At 68.9% G+C, this 19,972-nt stretch carries 17 protein-coding genes; 3 read left to right on the forward strand and 14 right to left on the reverse strand.

Annotated features, from left to right (window positions below):
• Positions 1–2 precede the first annotated feature (2 nt).
• The 5 genes from BLW76_RS32240 to BLW76_RS32260 all read right to left on the reverse strand — a co-directional run bounded on the left by BLW76_RS32240 (position 3) and on the right by BLW76_RS32260 (position 5,362).
• On the reverse strand, positions 3–980 hold the full coding sequence (locus tag BLW76_RS32240; RefSeq protein WP_208613439.1) for an alpha/beta hydrolase: 978 nt from the start codon (positions 978–980) through the stop codon (positions 3–5).
• Entirely contained in the window at positions 977–2,104 is a 1,128-nt protein-coding gene (locus BLW76_RS32245) for a serine hydrolase domain-containing protein (protein WP_091314539.1), read from the reverse strand. Before BLW76_RS32245 ends, BLW76_RS32240 begins: the two co-directional genes overlap by 4 nt.
• Before the next feature lie 73 nt (positions 2,105–2,177).
• Complete coding sequence (locus BLW76_RS32250; protein ID WP_091314541.1) at positions 2,178–3,023, reverse strand: carbohydrate ABC transporter permease; 846 nt, start codon at positions 3,021–3,023, stop codon at positions 2,178–2,180.
• Positions 3,020–4,006, reverse strand: coding sequence for a carbohydrate ABC transporter permease (locus BLW76_RS32255; protein ID WP_091314543.1), 987 nt, complete (start codon positions 4,004–4,006; stop codon positions 3,020–3,022). The genes BLW76_RS32250 and BLW76_RS32255 overlap by 4 nt, the downstream gene beginning before the upstream one ends.
• A 24-nt stretch (positions 4,007–4,030) precedes the next feature.
• Complete coding sequence (locus BLW76_RS32260) at positions 4,031–5,362, reverse strand: ABC transporter substrate-binding protein (protein WP_091314545.1); 1,332 nt, start codon at positions 5,360–5,362, stop codon at positions 4,031–4,033.
• A 286-nt stretch (positions 5,363–5,648) separates the two neighbouring features.
• Here BLW76_RS32260 and BLW76_RS32265 point away from each other — a divergent pair, with 286 nt between their 5' ends.
• The 3 genes from BLW76_RS32265 to BLW76_RS32280 all read left to right on the forward strand — a co-directional run bounded on the left by BLW76_RS32265 (position 5,649) and on the right by BLW76_RS32280 (position 10,351).
• Positions 5,649–6,689, forward strand: a complete 1,041-nt coding sequence (locus BLW76_RS32265; RefSeq protein WP_091314547.1) for a LacI family DNA-binding transcriptional regulator — start codon at positions 5,649–5,651, stop codon at positions 6,687–6,689.
• Entirely contained in the window at positions 6,686–9,319 is a 2,634-nt protein-coding gene (locus BLW76_RS32270; protein WP_091314549.1) for a glycoside hydrolase family 78 protein, read from the forward strand. Before BLW76_RS32265 ends, BLW76_RS32270 begins: the two co-directional genes overlap by 4 nt.
• Positions 9,320–9,691: 372 nt before the next feature.
• The gene (locus BLW76_RS32280; protein ID WP_091314553.1) at positions 9,692–10,351 is read left to right on the forward strand and encodes a 4-carboxy-4-hydroxy-2-oxoadipate aldolase/oxaloacetate decarboxylase; all 660 of its coding nucleotides are present in this window, start codon (positions 9,692–9,694) and stop codon (positions 10,349–10,351) included.
• Positions 10,352–10,360: 9 nt separating this feature from the next.
• Here BLW76_RS32280 and BLW76_RS32285 read toward each other — a convergent pair whose 3' ends face one another.
• The 9 genes from BLW76_RS32285 to BLW76_RS32335 form a co-directional block, all read right to left on the reverse strand.
• Entirely contained in the window at positions 10,361–11,275 is a 915-nt protein-coding gene (locus BLW76_RS32285) for a lysylphosphatidylglycerol synthase transmembrane domain-containing protein (RefSeq protein ID WP_167384807.1), read from the reverse strand.
• Between the two features lie 113 nt (positions 11,276–11,388).
• Complete coding sequence (locus BLW76_RS32290) at positions 11,389–11,718, reverse strand: SGNH/GDSL hydrolase family protein (protein ID WP_208613440.1); 330 nt, start codon at positions 11,716–11,718, stop codon at positions 11,389–11,391.
• Between the two features lie 157 nt (positions 11,719–11,875).
• On the reverse strand, positions 11,876–13,666 hold the full coding sequence (locus tag BLW76_RS50035) for a GDSL-type esterase/lipase family protein (protein WP_244170427.1): 1,791 nt from the start codon (positions 13,664–13,666) through the stop codon (positions 11,876–11,878).
• A 5-nt stretch (positions 13,667–13,671) separates the two neighbouring features.
• A complete protein-coding gene (locus BLW76_RS32310; RefSeq protein WP_091314559.1) occupies positions 13,672–14,721 on the reverse strand; it encodes a glycosyl hydrolase 53 family protein in 1,050 nt (349 codons plus the stop codon).
• Between the two features lie 122 nt (positions 14,722–14,843).
• Entirely contained in the window at positions 14,844–15,755 is a 912-nt protein-coding gene (locus BLW76_RS32315; protein ID WP_091320147.1) for a DUF6807 domain-containing protein, read from the reverse strand.
• On the reverse strand, positions 15,752–16,849 hold the full coding sequence (locus BLW76_RS32320) for a Gfo/Idh/MocA family protein (protein WP_091314561.1): 1,098 nt from the start codon (positions 16,847–16,849) through the stop codon (positions 15,752–15,754). Before BLW76_RS32320 ends, BLW76_RS32315 begins: the two co-directional genes overlap by 4 nt.
• A 26-nt stretch (positions 16,850–16,875) precedes the next feature.
• Complete coding sequence (locus BLW76_RS32325; RefSeq protein ID WP_091314564.1) at positions 16,876–18,171, reverse strand: ABC transporter substrate-binding protein; 1,296 nt, start codon at positions 18,169–18,171, stop codon at positions 16,876–16,878.
• A gap of 21 nt (positions 18,172–18,192) precedes the next feature.
• Positions 18,193–19,032 carry a carbohydrate ABC transporter permease gene (locus tag BLW76_RS32330; protein WP_091314565.1) on the reverse strand — a complete coding sequence of 280 codons (840 nt, stop codon included), beginning with the start codon at positions 19,030–19,032 and terminating at the stop codon, positions 18,193–18,195.
• Positions 19,022–19,945, reverse strand: a complete 924-nt coding sequence (locus tag BLW76_RS32335; RefSeq protein WP_091314568.1) for a carbohydrate ABC transporter permease — start codon at positions 19,943–19,945, stop codon at positions 19,022–19,024. Before BLW76_RS32335 ends, BLW76_RS32330 begins: the two co-directional genes overlap by 11 nt.
• Positions 19,946–19,972 lie beyond the last annotated feature (27 nt).

The raw sequence follows: 19,972 nt of genomic DNA on the forward strand, positions 1-19,972 counted from the left end.
TCCTAAGCCTTGTCGGTTGCCGACTTCAGGGCCTGCGAAGCTGCCTGGACGGTGGCGAGCTGGTCGAGCAGGAACGCAACGGTGGTATCGATGACGGCGTCGATGTCGCCGCCGAAGAAGCCGTGGTCGGCTCCCTCGACGAGCTCGAGCTTGCTGGGGACGCCGGCCTCGTCGAGCGCACCGTGGTACGCAATGCTCTGCTGGTGCGGGACCACCTGGTCGAGGGTGCCGTGGACGAGCAGGGTCGGGGCGGTCGCGTCGTTGATGTGCGCGATCGGGCTGGCGTGCCGGGCGAGTTCGGGGCGCTCGCCGACGGTGTGACCGATCAGGCGCGATTCCGGCGAGCCCGCAGCGCTGTGCGCGGTGAAGGGCGTCCCGGGGATGCTTTCGGCCTCCATCGTGTCCAGCCGGGTGGGCGGGTACCAGCCGACGCTTGCCGTTACCGCCGAGGAGGTGCCGGTCAGGCCGACGGTGCCCTCGAGCTCCGGCACGGTCGTGTTGGTGCCGAGGAAGACGGCGAGGTGGCCGCCGGCGGAGGCGCCGAGGCTCGCGATCCGGCCGGGGTCGATGCCGACGGCGGGCGCCGCGGTGCGCAACCACCGGATCGCGGCCTTGATGTCGTGCAGCTGGGCGGGGAAGGCCGCCTCCCCCGAGAGCCGGTACTGGACGGCGGCGACCGCGAACCCCTCCTCGTGCAGTCGCACCCGCACAGCGCCGAAGTCGTCGAGGCCGCCGAGCTGGATGTTCTTGGTTCCGCCCAGCCAGGCGCCACCGTGGATGAGCACGACCAGGGGAACCGGTCCGTGCGCGTCGGGGATGCTGAGGTCGAGAAGCAGCGGCCGGTACCCGGCGACGAGGGCGTATTCGACGTCCCGCCACCACCGGACACCGTCGGCCTCGACGGGCGTGAGGACCGCGGGGTCGACGAACGCGGGAGGCACGCCGTCGATGGGCACACGCAGCGGCATCTTGATCGTCATCGGTTCTCCATGGGGGACAGCGCGCTCCTGAGGCAGGCCCGGACTTTCCGGGCGAGCTCGAGTCCGGGCTGGTGGGCACCGGCGGGGGTGGGGACGCGGCTGGTGGTGTAGCCGAACGCGAGGTCGCGGGCGGGGTCGGCGAAGCCGATGGCGCCGCCGGCGCCGTCGTGGCCGAACGCCCACGGGCTTCCGTAGTCGAGGCGGGCGTCGGGGACCTGGAACACGAGTCCGAACCGGGTCTCGATACCGAGGACGAGGTCGGTGCCGTTGGCTTGGATCTGGCTCATCCTCCGGAGCGCGCCGACCGGGAAGAGACCGTCACCGAGGCCCTGGGCGTATAGGTGAGCCATGCTTCGTGCGTTCCCGAACCCTCCGAACCCGACCGGTCCGTTCGCGACCACGAGCGGGTGACGGACGAGCTCGCGCATCGGCGGCATGAGGCCACCTCCGAAGGCCAATTCGACCAGGCTCATCGGCTCCGGCTCTTCCGGTTGCTCCTCGTCCGCCTTCGGGGGCAGCGCCTCCACGATGCGTGCCTGGTCGGCTTCGGGGACGCCGAAGTGGAAGTCGGCTCCGATGGCGTCGATCACGTTGGTGCGGAAGAACGTCTGCAACGACGTGCCGGTGATGCGGGCGACGAGCTCGGCCATGATGGTGCCGATGGTGACGCCGTGGTAGCCGTGCGCTGCCCCGGGCACCCACAGCGGTGAGGCTGCGGCGAGCCGAGCGGCGAGGTCGTGGTGTTCGACGACGTCCTCGATGGTGAACCCGCCGGCGACTCCGATGAGCCCGGCTTGGTGCGACAACGCCGTGCGGACGGTGACCGCTTCCTTGCCGGCGGCGGCGAACTCGGGCCAGTAGCGCGCGACCGGGGCGTCCGGGTCGAGGTCTCCGGAGCCGAGGAGCAACGACAGGCTCAACGCGGCGATGCCCTTGCTGCAGGAGAACACGCTGATGAGGCTGTCCGCGGCCAAGTCGTCGCCGACGACGAGGTCGACGACCGTTTCGCCCTCGTGGACGGCGCAGACGTGAGCGCTGTACGTGGGGTCGGCATCGCCGAGTGCCTCGAGGGCGTCCGCGATGGACTCGAACCCGGCAACCGTCACGCCCTTCACACCGCTCATGCGGCCCTACCTCCTTGAGTGGATCTCGCGAGTTCGCGACTCCGGGATCGCGCGGGTGGGACAGGGATGGTGCTCAGCCCTTTATGCCGCCTTCGGCCAAACCACCGACCACCCGCCGCTGGACCAGCAGGTAGAGGAGGATCAACGGCAAGCTGGTGAGGACGATGTGGGCGAAGATCAGGTTCCAGCGCATCGCGGAGACGTCTGTCGATGCCGAGGCGAACTGGTACAGCGCGAGAGGCAGGGTGGCCCGATCGGAACCTTGGAGCAAGAAGGACGCGAAGAAGAAATCGTTCCAGGTGGAGATGATCAGGATGACGCAGCCGACCAGCAGCACGGGAACCAGCAGCGGCAGGATGATGATCCGGTAGACCTGCAGGCGGTTCGCGCCGTCGGTCAACGCTGCTTCCTCGAGGTCCCGTGGCAGGGCCTTGATGAAGCCGGTGGCCAGGAAGACGACCGTGCCTATCCGGGTGCCGGTCATGACGAGGAAGTAGCCCAGCCGGGTGCCGTCGATGTGCAGGGTCTGCAGCTCGTAGACCGTGGGCAGGATCGCCGGCGGCAAGAGGATGGAGAGCACGGTCAGGCTGTACGCGATCTTCATCGGCAGCGAGGACGAGCGCGCGTAGGCCCATGCGGCCATGGAGCCGAGCACGACCACGACGACCAGGGTGGGGACGATGACCAGGAGGCTGTTCGTCAAGGCCCGGCCGTAGTGGCCCTCGCCGAGCACGGTGGAGTAGTTGTCCCCCAACGCCCACTTGGCGGGCAGTGACAGCGAGAGCGAACTCGCTTCACTCAGTGGCTTGGCCGAGTTGACGAGCAGGAGCCACAGCGGCAGTACCACCCAGGGCAACGCGACCAGCAGCAGGACGAGGGGACGGATCAGGCGGCGGGACGTCTTGCTGATGCTGGTCATCCTTCGATCTCCCGTCGGCGCAGGAAGAAGATGAGGGGCACGCCGATCACCAGCACCAGGATCGTGACGATGAGGCTCAGGGCGCTGGACGTGCCGAAGAAACCGCTGGCGTACTGGTTGAACATGGCGACGTTGAGGACGGTCGTCGCGGTGCCGGGGCCGCCGTGCGTCGTCGCCATGGCGATGTCGAAGGCGTTCAGGGCACCGAGCAGCGTCACCACGACGGTGAAGGTGAACGCCGGGGCGAGGAGCGGGAACCGGATCTTCCAGAAGCGTTTCCAGCCGTTGGCGCCGTCGAGGGTGGCCGCCTCGATCAGCGACGCGGGAATGGCGTTCAGGCCCGCGATGTAGACCAGCGTGATCAGCCCGCTCCACTTCCAGGCGTCGATGAAGGCGACGGACGCCAATGCGCTGCCGGAGTGGCCCAGCCAGGCGTATTCGAAGCCCGGCTTGACGATCCCGATCGCCTTGTTGAGCGGGCCGGACGGCGCCAGGATCGCGCTCCAGATGTAGCCGGCCGCGACCGGTGCGATCAGGACCGGGATGAAGAACAGGGAACGGAAGAACCCGTTGACCCGTGTGCGGCGCTGGAGGAGCAGGGCCGCCGACAGGCTGAAGACGTTCTGCACCAGCATCGCGATCACGGCGTAGATCAAGGTTGCGCGAATGGCGTTCCAGAGCAGGTCCTGGTCCGCCAGCGTCCGGAAGTTGTCGAGTCCGTTCGCGGTGATGGCATCCGAGTAGCCGCTCCAGTCGGTGAAGGCGAAGCGGATGTTCAGCACGAACGGCACGACGAAGAACCCGGCGACCAGGACGAAGGCCGGCAGCGCGAAGGGCCACCACCGCCGAGCCGGACCTGGCCTGGGTGATCCCCGGCGCCGAGGCGGGCGGACCGTGCGCCCACCGGCCCCGGGTCCGGTGCCGGGGTCGATGGCGGTGACGCCCGTGCGGCCGGCCGTCGAGTCGTCGTCGAATCGGGTCATCGCAGCATCTCCACGCACGGTCGCCTACCAGCCGGGAAGCTTGGCCGTCTTGGCGCCCTGGGCCAGTGCTTTCTGCGCGAGCGCACCGACCTGCTCCGGCGAATACTGACCGCTGAGCAGCCCGGTCATCCAGGCGACGGACTGCGAGTTGAAGCCGACCAGGTTCGTGTTGAACGCGAGGGACCGGTTCGCCTCATAGGCCGCATGGATCTCCTGCTGGATTCCCGGCGTGTTGTCGGGCCCCTTCGCCCCGGTGAGGATCGGGAACGACTGCTGCGCGTTGACGTAGTCCTGGTAGCCGGCGCCGGTGATCCACTGCACGAAGGCCAACGCCGAGCTCTCCTTGTCGGTGTCGCCGGTCCGGGGGATGTACCAGGTGCCGCTGACCGACGGTGCCCACGCCGCGGTGGCGTCGGAAGCGGAGGGTGACGCCCAGCCGATGGCGTCACTGGCCTTGGCGAGGTCATCGCCGAACTGGGCGGCGAACATCGACACCAAATCGCTGTGCAGCGCGGTCATCGCCGTGGTCCCGCTGGCGACGGCCTTGATCGAGTCCTCGAACTTGGCGGTGGTGGCGTCCTTGTTGTAGCACCCCATGGAATGCAGCTTCTTGTACTCGGCCATCGCGGCGGTGAACGGGCCGGACGGGTCGTCCATCGTGGTCTTCTTGTTCAGCAGTTCGGTCGAGTAGCCCTTCGCCTTCTCCGCGTCGGCGACGTACAGCAGACTCAGGATCTGTGTCGGCCAGCCCGAGCCGCCGCTCTCCCAGAGCGGCGTGACCGTCGGGTTCTTCTGCTTCAACGTGGTGCAGATGTTCTCGATGTCCGCGAAGGTCTTGGGCGCCGACAGGCCGGCGTCGGCCAGTGTCTTCTTGTTGTAGTAGAGACCGAAAAGCACTGGAGCCGAGGTGATCGCGGCGTAGACCTTCCCCTGGTACGAGCCGCCGCTCTGGTACACGTCGCCCGACTTGGCCACGTACGGCATCTTGGACATGTCGATCATGTTCGAGGCCGGGTTCAACGCCCAGAAGAGCGACGTGGCGTGGTACTCGAGGAGGTCGGGGCGGTCGCCGCTGGCCCACTTGGTCTGAACCTGGCTCTCGAACGAGTCAGCCGGGATCTTGACGATGTTCATCGTGACACCGAACTTCTTCCCGAAGTCGGTGTATGCGTCGGTCACGTAGGCCGGGTCGGCCGCGTTCGTCCACACCGTGAGGCTCTTGGCCTTGACAGTGGCCGAGCCGTCGGCGGCGACGCCCGGCGTCGAGCCCCCCGAACTGCCGTTGTGGGCCGAGCAGGCCGACAGCGCGAGCCCGAATGCGGCGAGCACGCTCACGGCACGAAGCAACAGTTTCATGGCTGGTTCGACTCCTTCGTCGTCCGGGCGCAACCGGCGTACCGTGAAAAGTTGTGGACCGGTTTACATCGGCAGATGCTAGGTCCGCCCCCGCGCGGTCGTCAAGCGTCGGAAACCCGGTCATGGTCGAGCGCCAACTGACCCGGTGTCTTCCGGTGACGGCGCGGTGACCTGCGAATGCGAATCACCAACCCTGGAGCAGCGGCAGACGGTTGGCGGTTGTGGAGGTGCCTGCGATCCTGTAAAACGGTACACAATCGTTTGTCGCGACCTCGACGAGGAGACCATGAGGGCCACCGATCCGCGCAGTATCACCATTCGCGATGTCGCGCGCGAGGCCGGCGTGTCGCCGGCAGCGGTCTCCAAGGTGCTCAACAACGCCTACGGGGTCAGCGACGCCATGCGTGAGCGGGTCACCGCAGCGACCCGGAAGCTGGGATATCGCCCCAAGCCCGCCGCGCGGGCGATGCGAGGCCGTTCCTACACGATCGGCGTACTGCTGGCCGACGTGGCTTCGCCGTTCGCGCCGATGATCGTCGACGGGATTCAACGCGAGATCGACGACACCGGCCTGCAGGTCCTCCTCGGCCCGGGCGGCGCGTCGCCCGAGCGGCAGCAGCGAAGCATCGAAGCGATGGTCGACCGCCAGATGGACGGGCTGATCCTCATCGCCCCGAACGTGCCCACCACCTGGCTGGAAACGCTGGCCGAGGAGATCCCGGTCGTCGTCATCGCACGGCACGGCACGGGGCGCAACTACGACAGCGTGGTGGACGACGACGTCGCGGGCGCCGAGCTGGTCGTCAAGCACTTGAGCGAACTCGGCCACGAGCACATCACCCACATCGCGCATCCGATCGGCAAGCTGCGGCGACCTTCGGTGTTATCGCACACGGCGCGTGAGGACGGTTACTGCCGGGCCATGACCGACCGCGGGCTGGTCCCGCACGTCGTCACGACGTCCTACACCGAGGAAGGTGGCTACACCGGCGCGATGGCGGCCCTCCGTTCCGAGCGTCCGCCGACCGCCATCTTCGCCGGAGCCGACGTCGCCGCCTTCGGCGTGCTGCGCGCAGCCGCGGAGCTGGGGTTGGACGTACCGGGGGACGTGAGTGTGGTGGGCTACGACAACGTTGCCATCTCGGGCTTGCCGCAGATCTCGCTGACCACCGTCGACCAGTCGGGAGAGCTCACCGGATCGATGAGTGCCCGGTTGCTGCGCGAACGCCTGGACGGCCGTGACAAACCGGTCACCTTCTCCGTCTCGACCCGGCTCGTCGAACGCCGCAGCACGGCGGCGGTTCGTCCTGCGAAAGGCGCACCGTGACCCACACCGTCAGCGACGTCGACGTCGCACCCAGTCCCCCGACGTTCGAGCATCACCGGGACGCGTTCGGGATCGGCGACGTCCGGCCGCGCCTGTCGTGGCAGGTACCGCCGGCGGGCATCGCGTGGCGGCAAGCGGGCTACGAGATCGAGATCAGCGACCCGGACACGGCGACGGTCTCCAGGCACGTACGGGATTCCGAAGCCAGCGTGCTGGTGCCGTGGCCCGGTCCGGACCTCCTTTCCGGTCAACGTCTGACCGTCCGGGTGCGCGTACGGGGAACGAGCGGTGAGTGTTCACGCTGGAGCCGCCCCAGTTCCGTCGAGGCCGGCTTGCTCGAACCGGGCGACTGGTCGGCCGACCTCATCCGGCCCGGGGGCGTCCACCCATCCCCCGTCTTGTTCCGGCGCGAGTTCACCGCCCGGCACCCGATCGTCGCTGCTCGCCTCTACATCACGGCCCAGGGCGTGTACTCGGTGAGGCTCAACGGCACCCGAGTCGGCGAAGATACGCTGGCGCCCGGCTGGACGAGCTACGGCAGCCGCTTGCGCTACCAGACCTATGACGTCACCGATGCGCTGCGCACCGGCGACAACGCCATCGGGGTCACCGTGGCCGATGGTTGGTGGCGCGGGCGCCTCGGCTGGACCGGCCTGCGCAACGTCTTCGGCGACCGCCTCGGGCTGCTGGCGCAGCTCGTCATCACCCACGACGACGGATCGAAGACGACGCTCGTCAGCAACAGCGCCTGGCACTGGTCGACCGGGCCCGTGCAGACCGCTGACCTGTACGACGGGGAAACCCACGACGCCCGTCTGGCGCGGCCCGGATGGGCCGAGCCGGGCTACGACGAAACCGGCTGGAAACCGGTTGAAGCGACAGCCGCGCCGACCGAGCTGCTCTGCGCGCCGGATGGGCCCCCCGTACGCCGGACCGAAGAGATCCCGGCCAGGCAGGTGATCACGACACCGTCGGGCGCGACCGTCCTCGACTTCGGTCAGAACCTCGTCGGTCGCCTCCGCATCCGGGTAACGGGGCCTGCGGGGACCGAGATCACGCTGCGGCACGCCGAGGTCCTGGAGAACGGAGAACTCGGCGTTCGCCCACTGCGCAGCGCCAAGGCCACCGACACCTACGTCCTGCGCGGCGACGTCGAGGGTGAGGTGTGGGAGCCGGAGTTCACCTACCACGGGTTTCGCTACGCCGAGGTCACCGGTTGGCCGACCGCGTTGAACCCCGCGGACGTCGTCGCCGTCGTGCTGCACACCGACCTGCGACGCACCGGATGGTTCGAATGCTCCGATGAGCGGGTCAACCAGTTGCACGACAACGTCGTCTGGAGCATGCGAGGCAACTTCGTCGACCTGCCGACCGACTGCCCACAGCGTGACGAGAGACTCGGCTGGACGGGCGACATCCAGGTGTTCGCGCCCACGGCGAGCTACCTCTACGACTGCGCGGGCTTCCTCATCTCGTGGCTCAAGGACCTGGCGGCCGACCAGCGAGCCGACGGCGACGTGCCGGTGTTCATCCCCTTCGTGCCCATCCCCGGACAGACCGCCGGCGCGTTGGCCGGCCAAGCGGGTTGGGGTGATGCCGCGGTCATCGTCCCGTGGGTGCTCTACCAGCGGTTCGGCGACCTGGAAGTGCTGCGCACGCACTACGGCAGCATGTGTGCCTGGGTCGATCGCTTTCACACCGGCGATCCGTCCGGGCACGGCGGCGACAACCAATTCCAGCTGGGGGACTGGCTCGACCCGAACGCGCCACCGGATGATCCGGCACACGCCGAGACCGACCCCATCCTGGTCGCCACGGCTTACCGAGTACACGTCGCCCGTCTGCTCGCCCGCATCGCCGGGCTCCTCGACCAGGAGGCCGACTCCGGCAAGTACGACGACCTGGCCGACTGCCTTTGCGCGCGGTTCAACGACGAGTACGTCACGCCGAACGGCCGTCTCGTGAGCGACTCCCAAACCGCCTACGCCCTCGCGCTGAGCTTCGGCCTGCTCTCCGCCGACCGCACGCCGCACGCCGCCGAGCGATTGGTCGAGCTGGTCCGCGCAAAGGGTCACCGCATCAGTACCGGTTTCCTCGGGACGCCGCTGATCTGTGACGCGTTGACCCAGGCCGGCGCACTGGATGACGCCTACCGCATGCTGCTGCAAACCGAGTGCCCGTCGTGGCTCTACCCCGTCTCGATGGGGGCGACCACGATCTGGGAACGTTGGGACAGCATGCTGCCCGACGGCCGCATCAATCCGGGCGAGATGACGTCCTTCAACCACTACGCACTGGGGGCGGTGGCCGACTGGCTGCACCGCGTCGTCGGTGGGCTTCGATCGACAGCGCCCGGCTTCCGCACCTTCGACGTCACCCCGCAACCGGGCGGCGGCCTGAACTGGGCGCGCACCGCCCACGAGACCCCCTACGGGCTGGCCGAGGTGTCCTGGCGCCGTGCGGACGGCAGGTGGGAGGTCGACGTGACCGTGCCGTTCGGGAGCCAAGCGACGATCCACCTCCCCGTGCCGGAGTGGACGCCCGTCGTGGTCGGTGCCGGTCGCCATCGGTTCACCCACCCGGACACGCCCGGCCCCCTCGGCGACGCCACGCCTCCGGCTCAACGCTGAAAACGGCCCCCGCGCCCACCCACCGTGCGTTCGCCGGACACCCGGCGCTGCTCGACGGCATCCCAGCATTCGCCGACGCCTGACATCGTGGCGAAGCTTGAAGAATTCGCTGTCGCCACCGGTCTCGGAGAACCGAGTTCCAAGATCGGGAGACGTCGTCGGGGTGGCAGCGGGAGGTCGCCGAGGAGACGGTCCGCGGGCACGGTGTGATCGTGACGAAGGATGTTCGCGCCAGCTGGAAGCCGAGCAGGTAGCCGTGATCTACGGCTCGCCCGGCTACTTCCGCATCTCCTTCGCCACCTCCGACGACGTGCTCGCCGAAGCGGGCACCCGCATCGCGCGCGCCTGCGCCGCCCTCACCGAGGAGCCGTCATGACCCCGTTCACCCGCCCCGACCCGGCCCTGGTCAAGGACCTGAGCCGGTTCTCCGCGGCGACGATCCACGAAGCACAGGGCCGTCGCGGCGCGCTGGCGTCGTCGATCAAGCCGGTGGACCACCGCATGGCGCTGTGCGGCCCGGCTTTCCCGGTGCGCTGCGCCCCGCGCGACTACCTCATGCTGCAAGTGGCGATCTCCTGCGCGCAGCCGGGCGACGTCATCGTGGTATCGGCCGGCGAATACCCCGAGGCCGGCTCGTTCGGCGACGTGCTGGCCAACGCGTGCCTCGCGAAGGGCATCGCCGGCCTCGTCACCGACACCGGTGTGCGGGACACAGCCGAGCTGCGGGAACTCGGGTTCCCGGTGTTCTCCCGCAGCGTGTCGATCAAGGGAACGGTCAAGGAGACGGTCAGCCCGCTGGCGGAACCGGTGCTGATCGGCGGCGAACTGGTCCGCCCGGGGGACGTCGTCCGCGGCGACGCCGACGGGGTCGTCGTGGTCCGGCAGGAAGAGCTCGCCGAAGTCATCGACGCGTCTCAGGCTCGCGAAGCCGCCGAAGCCGCGTACATCGCGGCCTACCACGCCGGGAAATCGGTCATCGAGGTCAGCGGTCTCGCGCCCGTCCTGGCCGCGAAGGGGCTCGTCCTCGACTGACTCCCCCGGTCAGAGGTGACCGGCTCGCCGCAGCCGGGCGAAGGCGAACCAGCCCACCGGGACCCGGGACCAGAAGGTGACCACGCGGTGCAGCACGGCCGCCGCGAGCGCGACCGGGGGCTGGAGCCCCAGCGCGGTCAGCTGGGCCGCCAGGATCACCTCCGCCCCACCCGCTCCGCCGGGGACGGGCAGGACGCCGGCGAGCGCGCTGCCCGCCACGACGAGCAGGAGGTCGCCGAACGACCGCGTGGCGCCGAACGCCTGGACGGCCGCGGCCAGTGCCGCCGTCGTGCCCAGGGTCACCAGGAGGTTCCCGGCCAGCGCGAGCCCGGCTCGGCCCGGCGTGGCCAGCGCGAGCCGGAACGCCGTGAGCGTGGCGGCGGCGACCGACCGCACCCGGCCCGTCCACCGGCGGCCGGTCGCCGTGCACCGCAGCGCCGCCGCGGCGGCGGCGAGCAGCACCAGCACGACGATCGTCACCACCGGAACCGAAACCAGCGCACCGGCACCGGCCAGCCGCCCCGAGGCGATCAGGCCCGGCAGCGCCAGCGACACCGTCACGGCCACCGCGGCGGCCTGTGCCGCCCCGACCGCGCCCGCCGCGCCGGTGGTCGCGACCCCGCGCCGGTGCAGGAACCGGACGTTGGTGGCCATCCCGCCGAGGTTGGCGGGCGCGACCAGGTTCCCGAACGCGCCCGCCAGCTGCGCGGCCGTCGTCAGCCCCCACGGCAGCCGCACCGGCGCGACGGCCCGCAAGGCCAGCACGTTGCCGAGCAACGGCACGAGGAACACCGCCACCGCCGCGAAAACCCAGGCGGGGTCGGCGGTCCCGAAGACCGCACCGAGGTCGGCGACGCCGGCCGTGCGGACGAAGGACACCAACGCCACCACGACGACCACGACGGCCGCGACACGGATCAGCAAGTTGGCCGTGATCCGGCGTTTCGCGGGCGGGCAAGCAGCATTTCGGGTGTCGATCACGGATCCATGCTCGGCGGCGCGGCCCCGGAAATCGTCAACCCCGCGCGGTCATCTCGCTACCGCAGCCGCGGTACTCGGTAGGGTGCGGTCGTGGGCCAGACGATCGCGCTGGTGGGAATGTTCGCGGTGAGCTGCCGGAAGTCGGCGGCGGGCACCGCTCCCTGGTCGCGCAGGGCGGTGGCGACGAGCCGGGCCACCTCGATCGCCCCGAGCGCCTGGAAGTGCGTGTTGTCCGCGCTGCCACTGGGGTAGTTCGGGTACTTGCCCGCCGGGAAGATCATGAAGTAGTTCTTCGTCCCTTCGACGCCCGCGCGGTTCCACAGCGCCGTGCTCAGCACGGTCAGGTCGACCAACGGCACCCGCTTGGCCGCCGCGAGTTCGCGCATCGCCCCCGGGTAGGCTCCGTGCGACGGGGCGATGACGCCCGCGCTGCCGAAGTGGCGGCGCTCGACCGGGGTCAGCCCGCCGCGCCGGCGGCGGTCATGCTGAGGAACGTCCGGCGTTGCATGGTCATGACTGACTCCCGGGGTGAGGGGTGGGCGGCTACTTGAGGTAGCCGGCGAGGCCGATCTTCTGGTCGCGCAGCGCCTTCGCCACGACCCGCGCGATCCGGTCCGCGCCCGCGGCCTCGAAGTGCGTGTGGTCGTTGCAGAAGAACGCACCTACGGCACCCTTGCTGTAGTCACCGTCGTTCGGGCACAGCTTGAGGGCGTTGTAGAGGGTGTAGCTCAGCTTGTGCAGGTCGATCACGGGCGCGCCGGTGGCGGTGCCCGCGGCCGTGGTCGGAGTGAGGAACCCCCGGTTCCCGACGGCCGTGCTGCCGCTGCAGGTGATGGCCGCGACGGGGGTCAGCAGGACCGGGTGCGCGCCACGGCTCTTCGCCGCGTCGGCCATCATGGTGAGCAGGCTCTGGTAGCGTGCCGAGCCGACGTGCCGCGGACAGTTCGCATCGCCGTCGTTGATGCCGAACTGGATGAACAGGTAGTCGCCCGCGTGCATCCCGTTCACCGGATCGAGCATGTCCCGCCACCGCTGGGCGAACGCGTTCGGGCTCACCACGCATTCACCGGCGGAGTTCTTGGTGCCGGTCACGTTCGACTCGTACAGCCACGTTTGGATGCTGCGGCCCGACACGGCCTTGTTGACCACGCTCACCTGGTCGGTGAACAGCGCGTCGAACCGGTTGCCCCAGCCGACCGGGCACGACGACCTCGGATCTGCCATCGTCGAGTCACCAGCGAGCCAGACCTTGACCGTGGACGCTGCCGCCGCGGCCGGCCTCGCCGGCCGCGCCGCACAGGCCGGTGCGGCGCCCGTCCGCAGAAACGCCGCGGCGGGCAGGTGAGCGTCGGCCATGCCCTGGGTGACGAGGCCGGCCATGACCGTTCCGCCGTGCTCGGAGAAATGCGTCGAGTCCTGGACCCCGTCGTGCTGAGTGGTCAGGTAGATCGGCCAGGAAGCGCTTTCTCCGAGCTTTTCCAGCAGGGCCCGGCTGCGCGCGGTGAGGTCGACCAACGGCGTGCCGAGCTTGCCGGCGACGTCGCGGATGACCGCGGGCAGGTCGACACCGAGGGTGTTGACTACCAGTCCGGTCGGGGTGAGCTTGCCGTTCGCCCCGAACAGGTGCCGCACCGGCGGGGTGACCAGGACGGGCAGCCCACCACGCTGACGGACGCCGTCGACGAGCTTGCCCAGGTTGGCCCGGAACGTGCTTTCGGGCGTGGTCTTGTCGTTGTGCGCCAGCTGGATCAGCACTTGGTCGCCGGCCCGGATCAACGGCTGCACGGTGGCGAACAGCCGCGGGTTGCTCAGCCAGCTCACGGTGCTCTCCCCCGAGTCCGCGTAGTTGGCGACCACGGTCCCCGGCTTGAGCAGCTGCGGCAGTTTCTGCGCCCAGCCCCGCTTCGGGCCGTTGAGCCAGTCCGACGCGGTGGAGTCGCTGATCACGAACAGCCGGGGCCGGCGCACGGGTGTCACGGAGACGTTCGACGCGGCAGGCCGGCTTCCGGTGAGGTGGACCTGCAGGCCGGGCTTCCCCGTTCCCTCCTCGCCGGTGGGCATGCTTTCCGGGCTGCGCACGTTCACCGCCAGCACCTCCCGGCGGAACTCCCCGGCGCGGGTGCTCACCGGCGCGAGCATCGTGCGGCGCGCTTCGACCTGCACACCGGTCTGCGCGGCCTGGCTCGCGCTGCCCAAGTTCACCGTGACCTCGTAGTCGCCGGGCGCGACGTTGAAGGAGTAGTCGACAGCGGTCGGCGTGGCGGCGCCGGCAGCCCCCTCGGTCACGGCGAGCCCGGCCACGAGCAGCACGGCGGCTCCGGCAGTGCGCCGCACCCGGCTCACCGGAACCCGTCCATGATGGCGGTGGGCCGGCGGGTGGCGGCGTCCCAGGCGACGTTGGCGTAGCCGGTGAACGGCGAGTAGCCCTCGGGTTCCCAGTAGAAGAGGCCCTGCCCGCCGTTGCTCTTGAGCGCGTTGAGGTAGGCGACCAATGAGGCCTTGGTGGCGGAGACCTTGCTGACGGGACCGCCGAACTCGCTCTGCATGAACGGCTTGCGGTAGGCGTCGGAGATCTTCTTCATGTTCCCGACGATCCCGGCAGCCAGGCTCGCGCTGCCGTAGGAGGAGAACACGGACATGTCCCACTTGCCGCCGTTGCCCGCGTACCGGCTGAAGAAGGTCTGCATCGAATCGTACTTCTGGGGCTGGGCGAGGTGGATGCACACGGTCGTGTACGGCGAGACCTGCTTGACCTGGTTGTAGGCCGCATTCAGCAGGCCGGTCATCTGACCTGGGTTCGAAACGCCGCCGATCGGGCGGCAGATGCCACTGTTGATCTCATTGCCGATCTGAACCCACGTGGGGAGCACGTCGTTGCTCTTCATGACGTTCATCGTCTGGTTGACGTAGGAGTTCATGGCCGACAACATCTGGTTGTAGTTCATGTTCTTCCACGCCCCTGGCGGGTTCTGCACGCCGACGGAGTTCCAGGTGTCGCCGAACATGTAGTCCAGCATGATGGCCATACCCGCAGCCTTGATCCGCTTGGCGAAGGTGGCGACTTCGGTGATGCTGCAGTGGCCGTTGGCCGGGTCGCCGGGCGGGTTGACGAACGTGCGCAACCGGATGGCGTTGATGCCGTAGCCCTTGAGGATGGTCAGCAGGTCCTGGCTCTGCCCGGCGGCGTTCTTCCAAGTGTAGCCACGGGCTTCCATCTGCGGCGCCCAGCTGATGTCGGCGCCTTTGAAGAAGGCGGCCGCGGCATTCGCGGTATGCGCTCCCAAGGCGAGCGCGCCCACGCCGGCGGCCGCGCCGAGGAGCACGCTGCGGCGCGCCAGCCGGGTCGAGCCGATTCCTGGCTTTTCGTCCGGAGTTCCACAACCGGTCATTCGATCTCCCTTGATCGACGACAAGCCGCGCGGGTCCGAATTGAACGTTCAAAACCTATGCGCGGTATTGGTGATAATGGAACCTCATATGCGCCGTCCTGACAAGACTCCATTGATTGGAGTTATTCGTTCCCGTCGGTCGAATTCATCGAATCGCGCCGCTGCCACTGATGGCTATCCACATAGGACTCGATGCGTGCCCGGTCCCACGCTCCGTTCCCCACCACGACGCGGTAACACAGTCGCAAGGTTTCCCCCGGCTCGAGGACGAGCTTGTCGAAGAACGCGAAGGAAGGGTTCACCGCGGGGAACGGGTCGGTGCGCACGAACCAGCGCGTGACCTCGTTGCCCGGGTGGTCGAGGAACACCAGCGTCGACGCCCGGTCCACCTCGTCGTGCTGCCCGACATAGGCGAGCCAGGACGCCCCCTTGCCCATCATCTCCGGACCACCCTGCCCGTCCGCGGCGATGACCTCCCCACCGGTGAACGCCCGCGGCCCGCGCCAGAACAGTCCCGTGTACCCGGCCAGGTCCCGCCCGCTCGTCGTCGGGCTGCCGAAGACAAGCGGCTCGCCGCGGACGTTCGTCAGCTCGGTGCTGAACCGCAAGGCCCACGAGTCGCTTTCGACGTCCTGAACGGCGAGCTCCCGGATCTCGTCCACCCAGTGCTCGCCGGCCTGGGTGTGCCAGGTCAGCCGTTCGGCGAAGCCGGTGGCGTGCGGCACCAGCTCCTCGTGCCGCATGGTGCCGACGTTCGCCAGTTCCAGGTAGCCGCGGTCCCGCACATAGGTCACCCCGCCCCAGAAGTTCTGCCCGGACACGTCCGTGGCGGTCATCTGGATCCCCTTGTGCCACCGGTGGTCGTTCGGCCGGTAGGCCGTCACGACGTCGCCCGCCAGCGTGCGCACGGGGTGTAGGTACGGCTTCGGGCCTTCGAACGCCGATCCCTCCGGCCGGTACACGTAGCGGAACAGCTCGGCATCCCCGGCGCGCACCGTCAGGACGTCATCCACCCGGTCGATGGCGAGGTTCATCGGGCCACCACCGCCCACGGTGCTCCGGTGCCGTCCATCCGCTGGTAGAACGGGCTCTCCGGAGTTATCTCTCCACACTGGACCGGTTGCCCGGTGAACGCGGAGGCGTACAGCGCCGCGATGAATTCCATGGTGTTCCGCGCGTCCGCACTCGTCACCGGCGGCGGGTCGCCCCGGTCGAGCGCGTCGAGCACCGCCACCACCTGGCTTTCGTGGCTGCTGGGTGAACTCGGCTTGCCGTGGGGCCACCGCGCCAGGGCGTCCTCGTGCCCGCGGGCCGGGGTCACCGTCCAGTCCTCGTCGGTGTAGCCGTACAAGTGCTCCACCTCCACCGTGGCGTGCTCGTAGTCGAATCTCAGCGAGGACGTCTCTCTCGGCGAGAGCACGGAGTTCACGACCGTCGCCACCGCTCCGCACGCGAAGGTGACCAGCGCCATCGACACGTCCTCGGTACTCACCGCGCGCGCCTGCCGCGCGGCGAGCGCCCGGACCTCCCGCCAGGGGCCGAGCACGGACAGCAGCAGGTCGAACTGGTGGATGCCGTGGCCCATCGTCGGGCCGCCGCCCTCGCTGTCCCAGGACCCTCGCCACGGCACCGCGAAGTAGTCGTCGTCGCGGTACCAGAGAGTGGCGCAGGTGGCCAGCAAGGGCCTGCCCAGCTGTCCCGCTTCGGTCAACGCGCGCAGCCGGACGGCCGCGGCCCCGAAACGGTGCTGGAAGACGGTGGCGACCTGGGCACTCGAACGCCGCTCCGCCGCGACCAGTTCGTCCATCTCCGCCAGGGACCGCGCCGGCGGCTTCTCCACCAGCACGGTGACCCCCGCGTCCAGGCACTCGATCGCCAGTGGCGCGTGCTGCCCCGGCGGGGTGCACAGGTGCACCAGGTCCACGTCCTCGTGCGCGAGCTGCTCGGTCAGGTTCGGGTACTTGCGGGGAACGCCGTGCTCGGCGGCGAAGGCCCGGGCCCGGCCGAGGTCGAGGTCGACGACCGCGACCAGGCGGGCCCGCTCGCCCGCGGCGCGTACGGCCGAGGCGTGGGCGTTCGCGATCGCCCCGGTTCCGACGATCGCGGTGCGGTGGATCCGCGCCGGCATGGCGCTCCCTTCTCCGGTCCGGAGACCTACTTGGCGGCGTCGACGTCGGCCTGCAGTTCGGTGCGGAACGCCTTCGCGGCCGCGTCCGGCGTGGCCCGGGCGAACAGGACGTCCTCGGCGTGCCGCTTGAGGATCGTCTCGACGGTGCTGGCGCCGTTGGGCGTCACCCGTGGCGGGTCACTGACCTTGAGCTGGTTCAGGAAGTCGGCCGCGGCCTTGTCGGTGGGCTTGAGACTGCCGTCGATGCCCGCGCGGATCTTCGGGTTGGCCGGGACGCCGCGGTCGGTCAGCATGATCTTCGCCGCGTCCGGGTCGTTGGCGAGGAAGTCCAGCAGCAGCGCGGCTTCCGCCGGGTGCTTCGAACGAGCCGAGACGGACCAGAACATCGAGGGCTTGTAGTACGCGGCGGGCGTCGTGGCCTCACCGGGCATCCTGAGCAGCTTCAGTTTCTGGCCGCTGGCCGCCGATAGCGCGGTCAGCTGGGTGTTCCAGCAGAAGCCGAACGCGGTCGCGTGGGTGGCCACGGCCGTCTGGGCGAGCGTGCCGCCCGCCTTCTCGATGGTGACCGAAGGCGGCGGTGCGGCCCCACCGTGGGCCAGGTCGAGCAGGTAGGCGAAGTAGCGGGTGAGGACTTCGGGTTTGACGGCGACGTTGCCCTTGTCGTCGAACAGTGACCCGCCCGCCTGCCGGGCCCAGACCTGCAGCCCGCCTGCGTCGCTGAACCCGGGCGACTGCACGCCCCACACCGAGCCGCCGCCGGCCTTCGACACCTGTTCCCCGACCCGCTTCAGGTCGTCCCACGTCCAGGTGTTGTCGTTCGGAAGCGGGACGTGGTATTTGGCCAGCAGGTCGGTGTTGGCCACGATGGCGTACGAGCCGAGGCCCACCGGCAAGCCGTACTGCTGTCCGTCGATCGCACCGGTGGCCAGCGCCTTGGCGTCGAAGTCGGCCGTGTTCAGGTGCGACTTCTCGGTGTTCAGGTCCAGCAACGCGCCGCGCTGGGCGTAGGAAGCCAGGTAGAGCTCGTCCATCTGGATGACGTCCGGCGCATCGTTCGCCGCGACGGTGGTCGCCAGGCTGTCCCAGTAGCTGTTCCAGTCCTTGAACTCCCCGCGCACGGTGATGTTCGGGTGCTTCTTCTGGAACAGCTCGATCACCTGCTGGGTCCGCTTGTGCCGGTCGTCGGCGCCCCACCAGGAGAAGCGCAGCGTCACCGGCCCCGCCGAGAGCTCGTCACCCCCGCCTGAGGAGGACGAACAAGCGACCGCCAAGGACGCGGTCATCGACAGCAGGACCGCCCACACGAGGTGTCTCGTCCGCATGGCCTTGTTTCCTTTCCGGGGCTACTTGCCCCCGGTCGTGGCGATTCCGCGGACGAGGTAGCGCTGTCCGAAGAGGAAGGCCAGGAAGATCGGGAGGAGTGAGAGCACGCTCATCGCGAACAGCGAGCCCCACGAGGTGGTCGACGTGGCGTCGACGAACGAGCGCAGGGCGACCGGCACGGTGTACATCTGCGGGTCGGTCAGGTAGATCAGCTGGCTGAAGAAGTCGTTCCACGTCCAGATGAACGTGAAGATCGTCGTGGTGGCCAGCGCCGGCTTCATCAGCGGCAGGATGACGCGCAGGAAAATCCTCGGGTGCCCGCAGCCGTCGATGCGGGCCGCCTCGTCCAGCTCCCGCGGCAGCCCGCGGATGAACTGCACCATGAGGAAGACGAAGAACGCGTCGGTGGCCAGCACCTTCGGCACGATCAGCGGCAGGAACGTGTTCACCCAGCCCAGCTGGGAGAACAGGATGTACTGCGGCACGATGATCACGTGGATCGGCAGCATGATGGTGCCGAGCATGACGGCGAACCACCAGCGCTTGCCGGTGAATTCCAAGCGCGCGAACGCATAAGCCGCCATGGAGCAGGACACCAGGTTGCCGAGGATGCAGCCCAGGACGACGATCGCCGAGTTGATCAGGTAGTGGCCGAACGGCGACGCGAGCGCGTTCCAGCCGTCGGCGTAGTTCTGCACCCGCAGGTGGTCCAGCACCAGGCCGGGGCTGCGGAAGATCTCGTCGTTCGGCCGCAGCGAGCTGACGACCATCCACAGCACGGGGTAGAGCATGACCACGGCGAGCAGCACCAGGCCGAGGTGCTTGCCGGCGGCCCGCAGGCGCGTGAGCTCAGTTGTCATAGAACACCCAGAACCTCGACGCCCAGAAGTTGAGACCGGTGATCCCGGCGATCATCAGCAGCAGCGACCACGCCAGCGCCGAGGCGTAACCCATGTCGAAGCGCGCGAAACCCTGCTGGTACAGGTAAAGCGTGTAGAGCATGGTGGAGTCCGAGGGACCGCCGGTGCCGCCGGAGACGACGAACGCCTGGGTGAACGACTGGAACGCGTGGATGATCTGCAGCACCACGTTGAAGAAGACGATCGGTGACAGCAGCGGCAGCGTAATCCGCCGGAATCGCGTCCACCGGCCCGCACCGTCGATGGCGGCGGCCTCGTAGTACATCGCCGGGATCTGCCGCAGCCCGGCCAGGAAGATGACCATCGGCGCGCCGAACGTCCACACGTTGAGCACGATCAGGGTGGACAGCGCGGAAGACGGGTCGGAGATCCAGCCGTGCCCGCTGATCCCGACAAGGCCGAGCGCGCGGTTGACCAGTCCCTCGGTGCCGAAGATCTGCCGCCACAGCACCGCGATCGCGACGCTCGAGCCCAGCAGCGACGGCAGGTAGAACGCCGATCGGTAGAACGCCAGCCCGCGCATACCCCGGTCCAGCAGCATCGCGATCCCCAGTGCGCACGCCAGCTGCAAAGGCACGGACACCAGGACGTAGGTGAAGGTCACGCCCAATGCGTTGTGCAGCCGTTCGTCGGTGAAGATCCGGGCGAAGTTGCCCAGCCCGATGAACCGGGGCGGCTGGATCAGGTTGTACTTGGTGAACCCGAGCCCGAGTGACGCCGCGATCGGCCCGGCGGTGAAGAACACCAGGCCGGCGAACCACGGCAGCAGGAACCAGAACGCGGCCTTGTTGTTCCGCCCGGAGGACCGCACGCCGCGGCGCCGCAGTCCACGGAGTTCGTCGAGGCTGCTCACCCCGTCGACTCTTCGGCGAGTCTCGGA

The organism is Amycolatopsis tolypomycina (assembly GCF_900105945.1).
Classification (GTDB): Bacteria; Actinomycetota; Actinomycetes; order Mycobacteriales; family Pseudonocardiaceae; genus Amycolatopsis; species Amycolatopsis tolypomycina.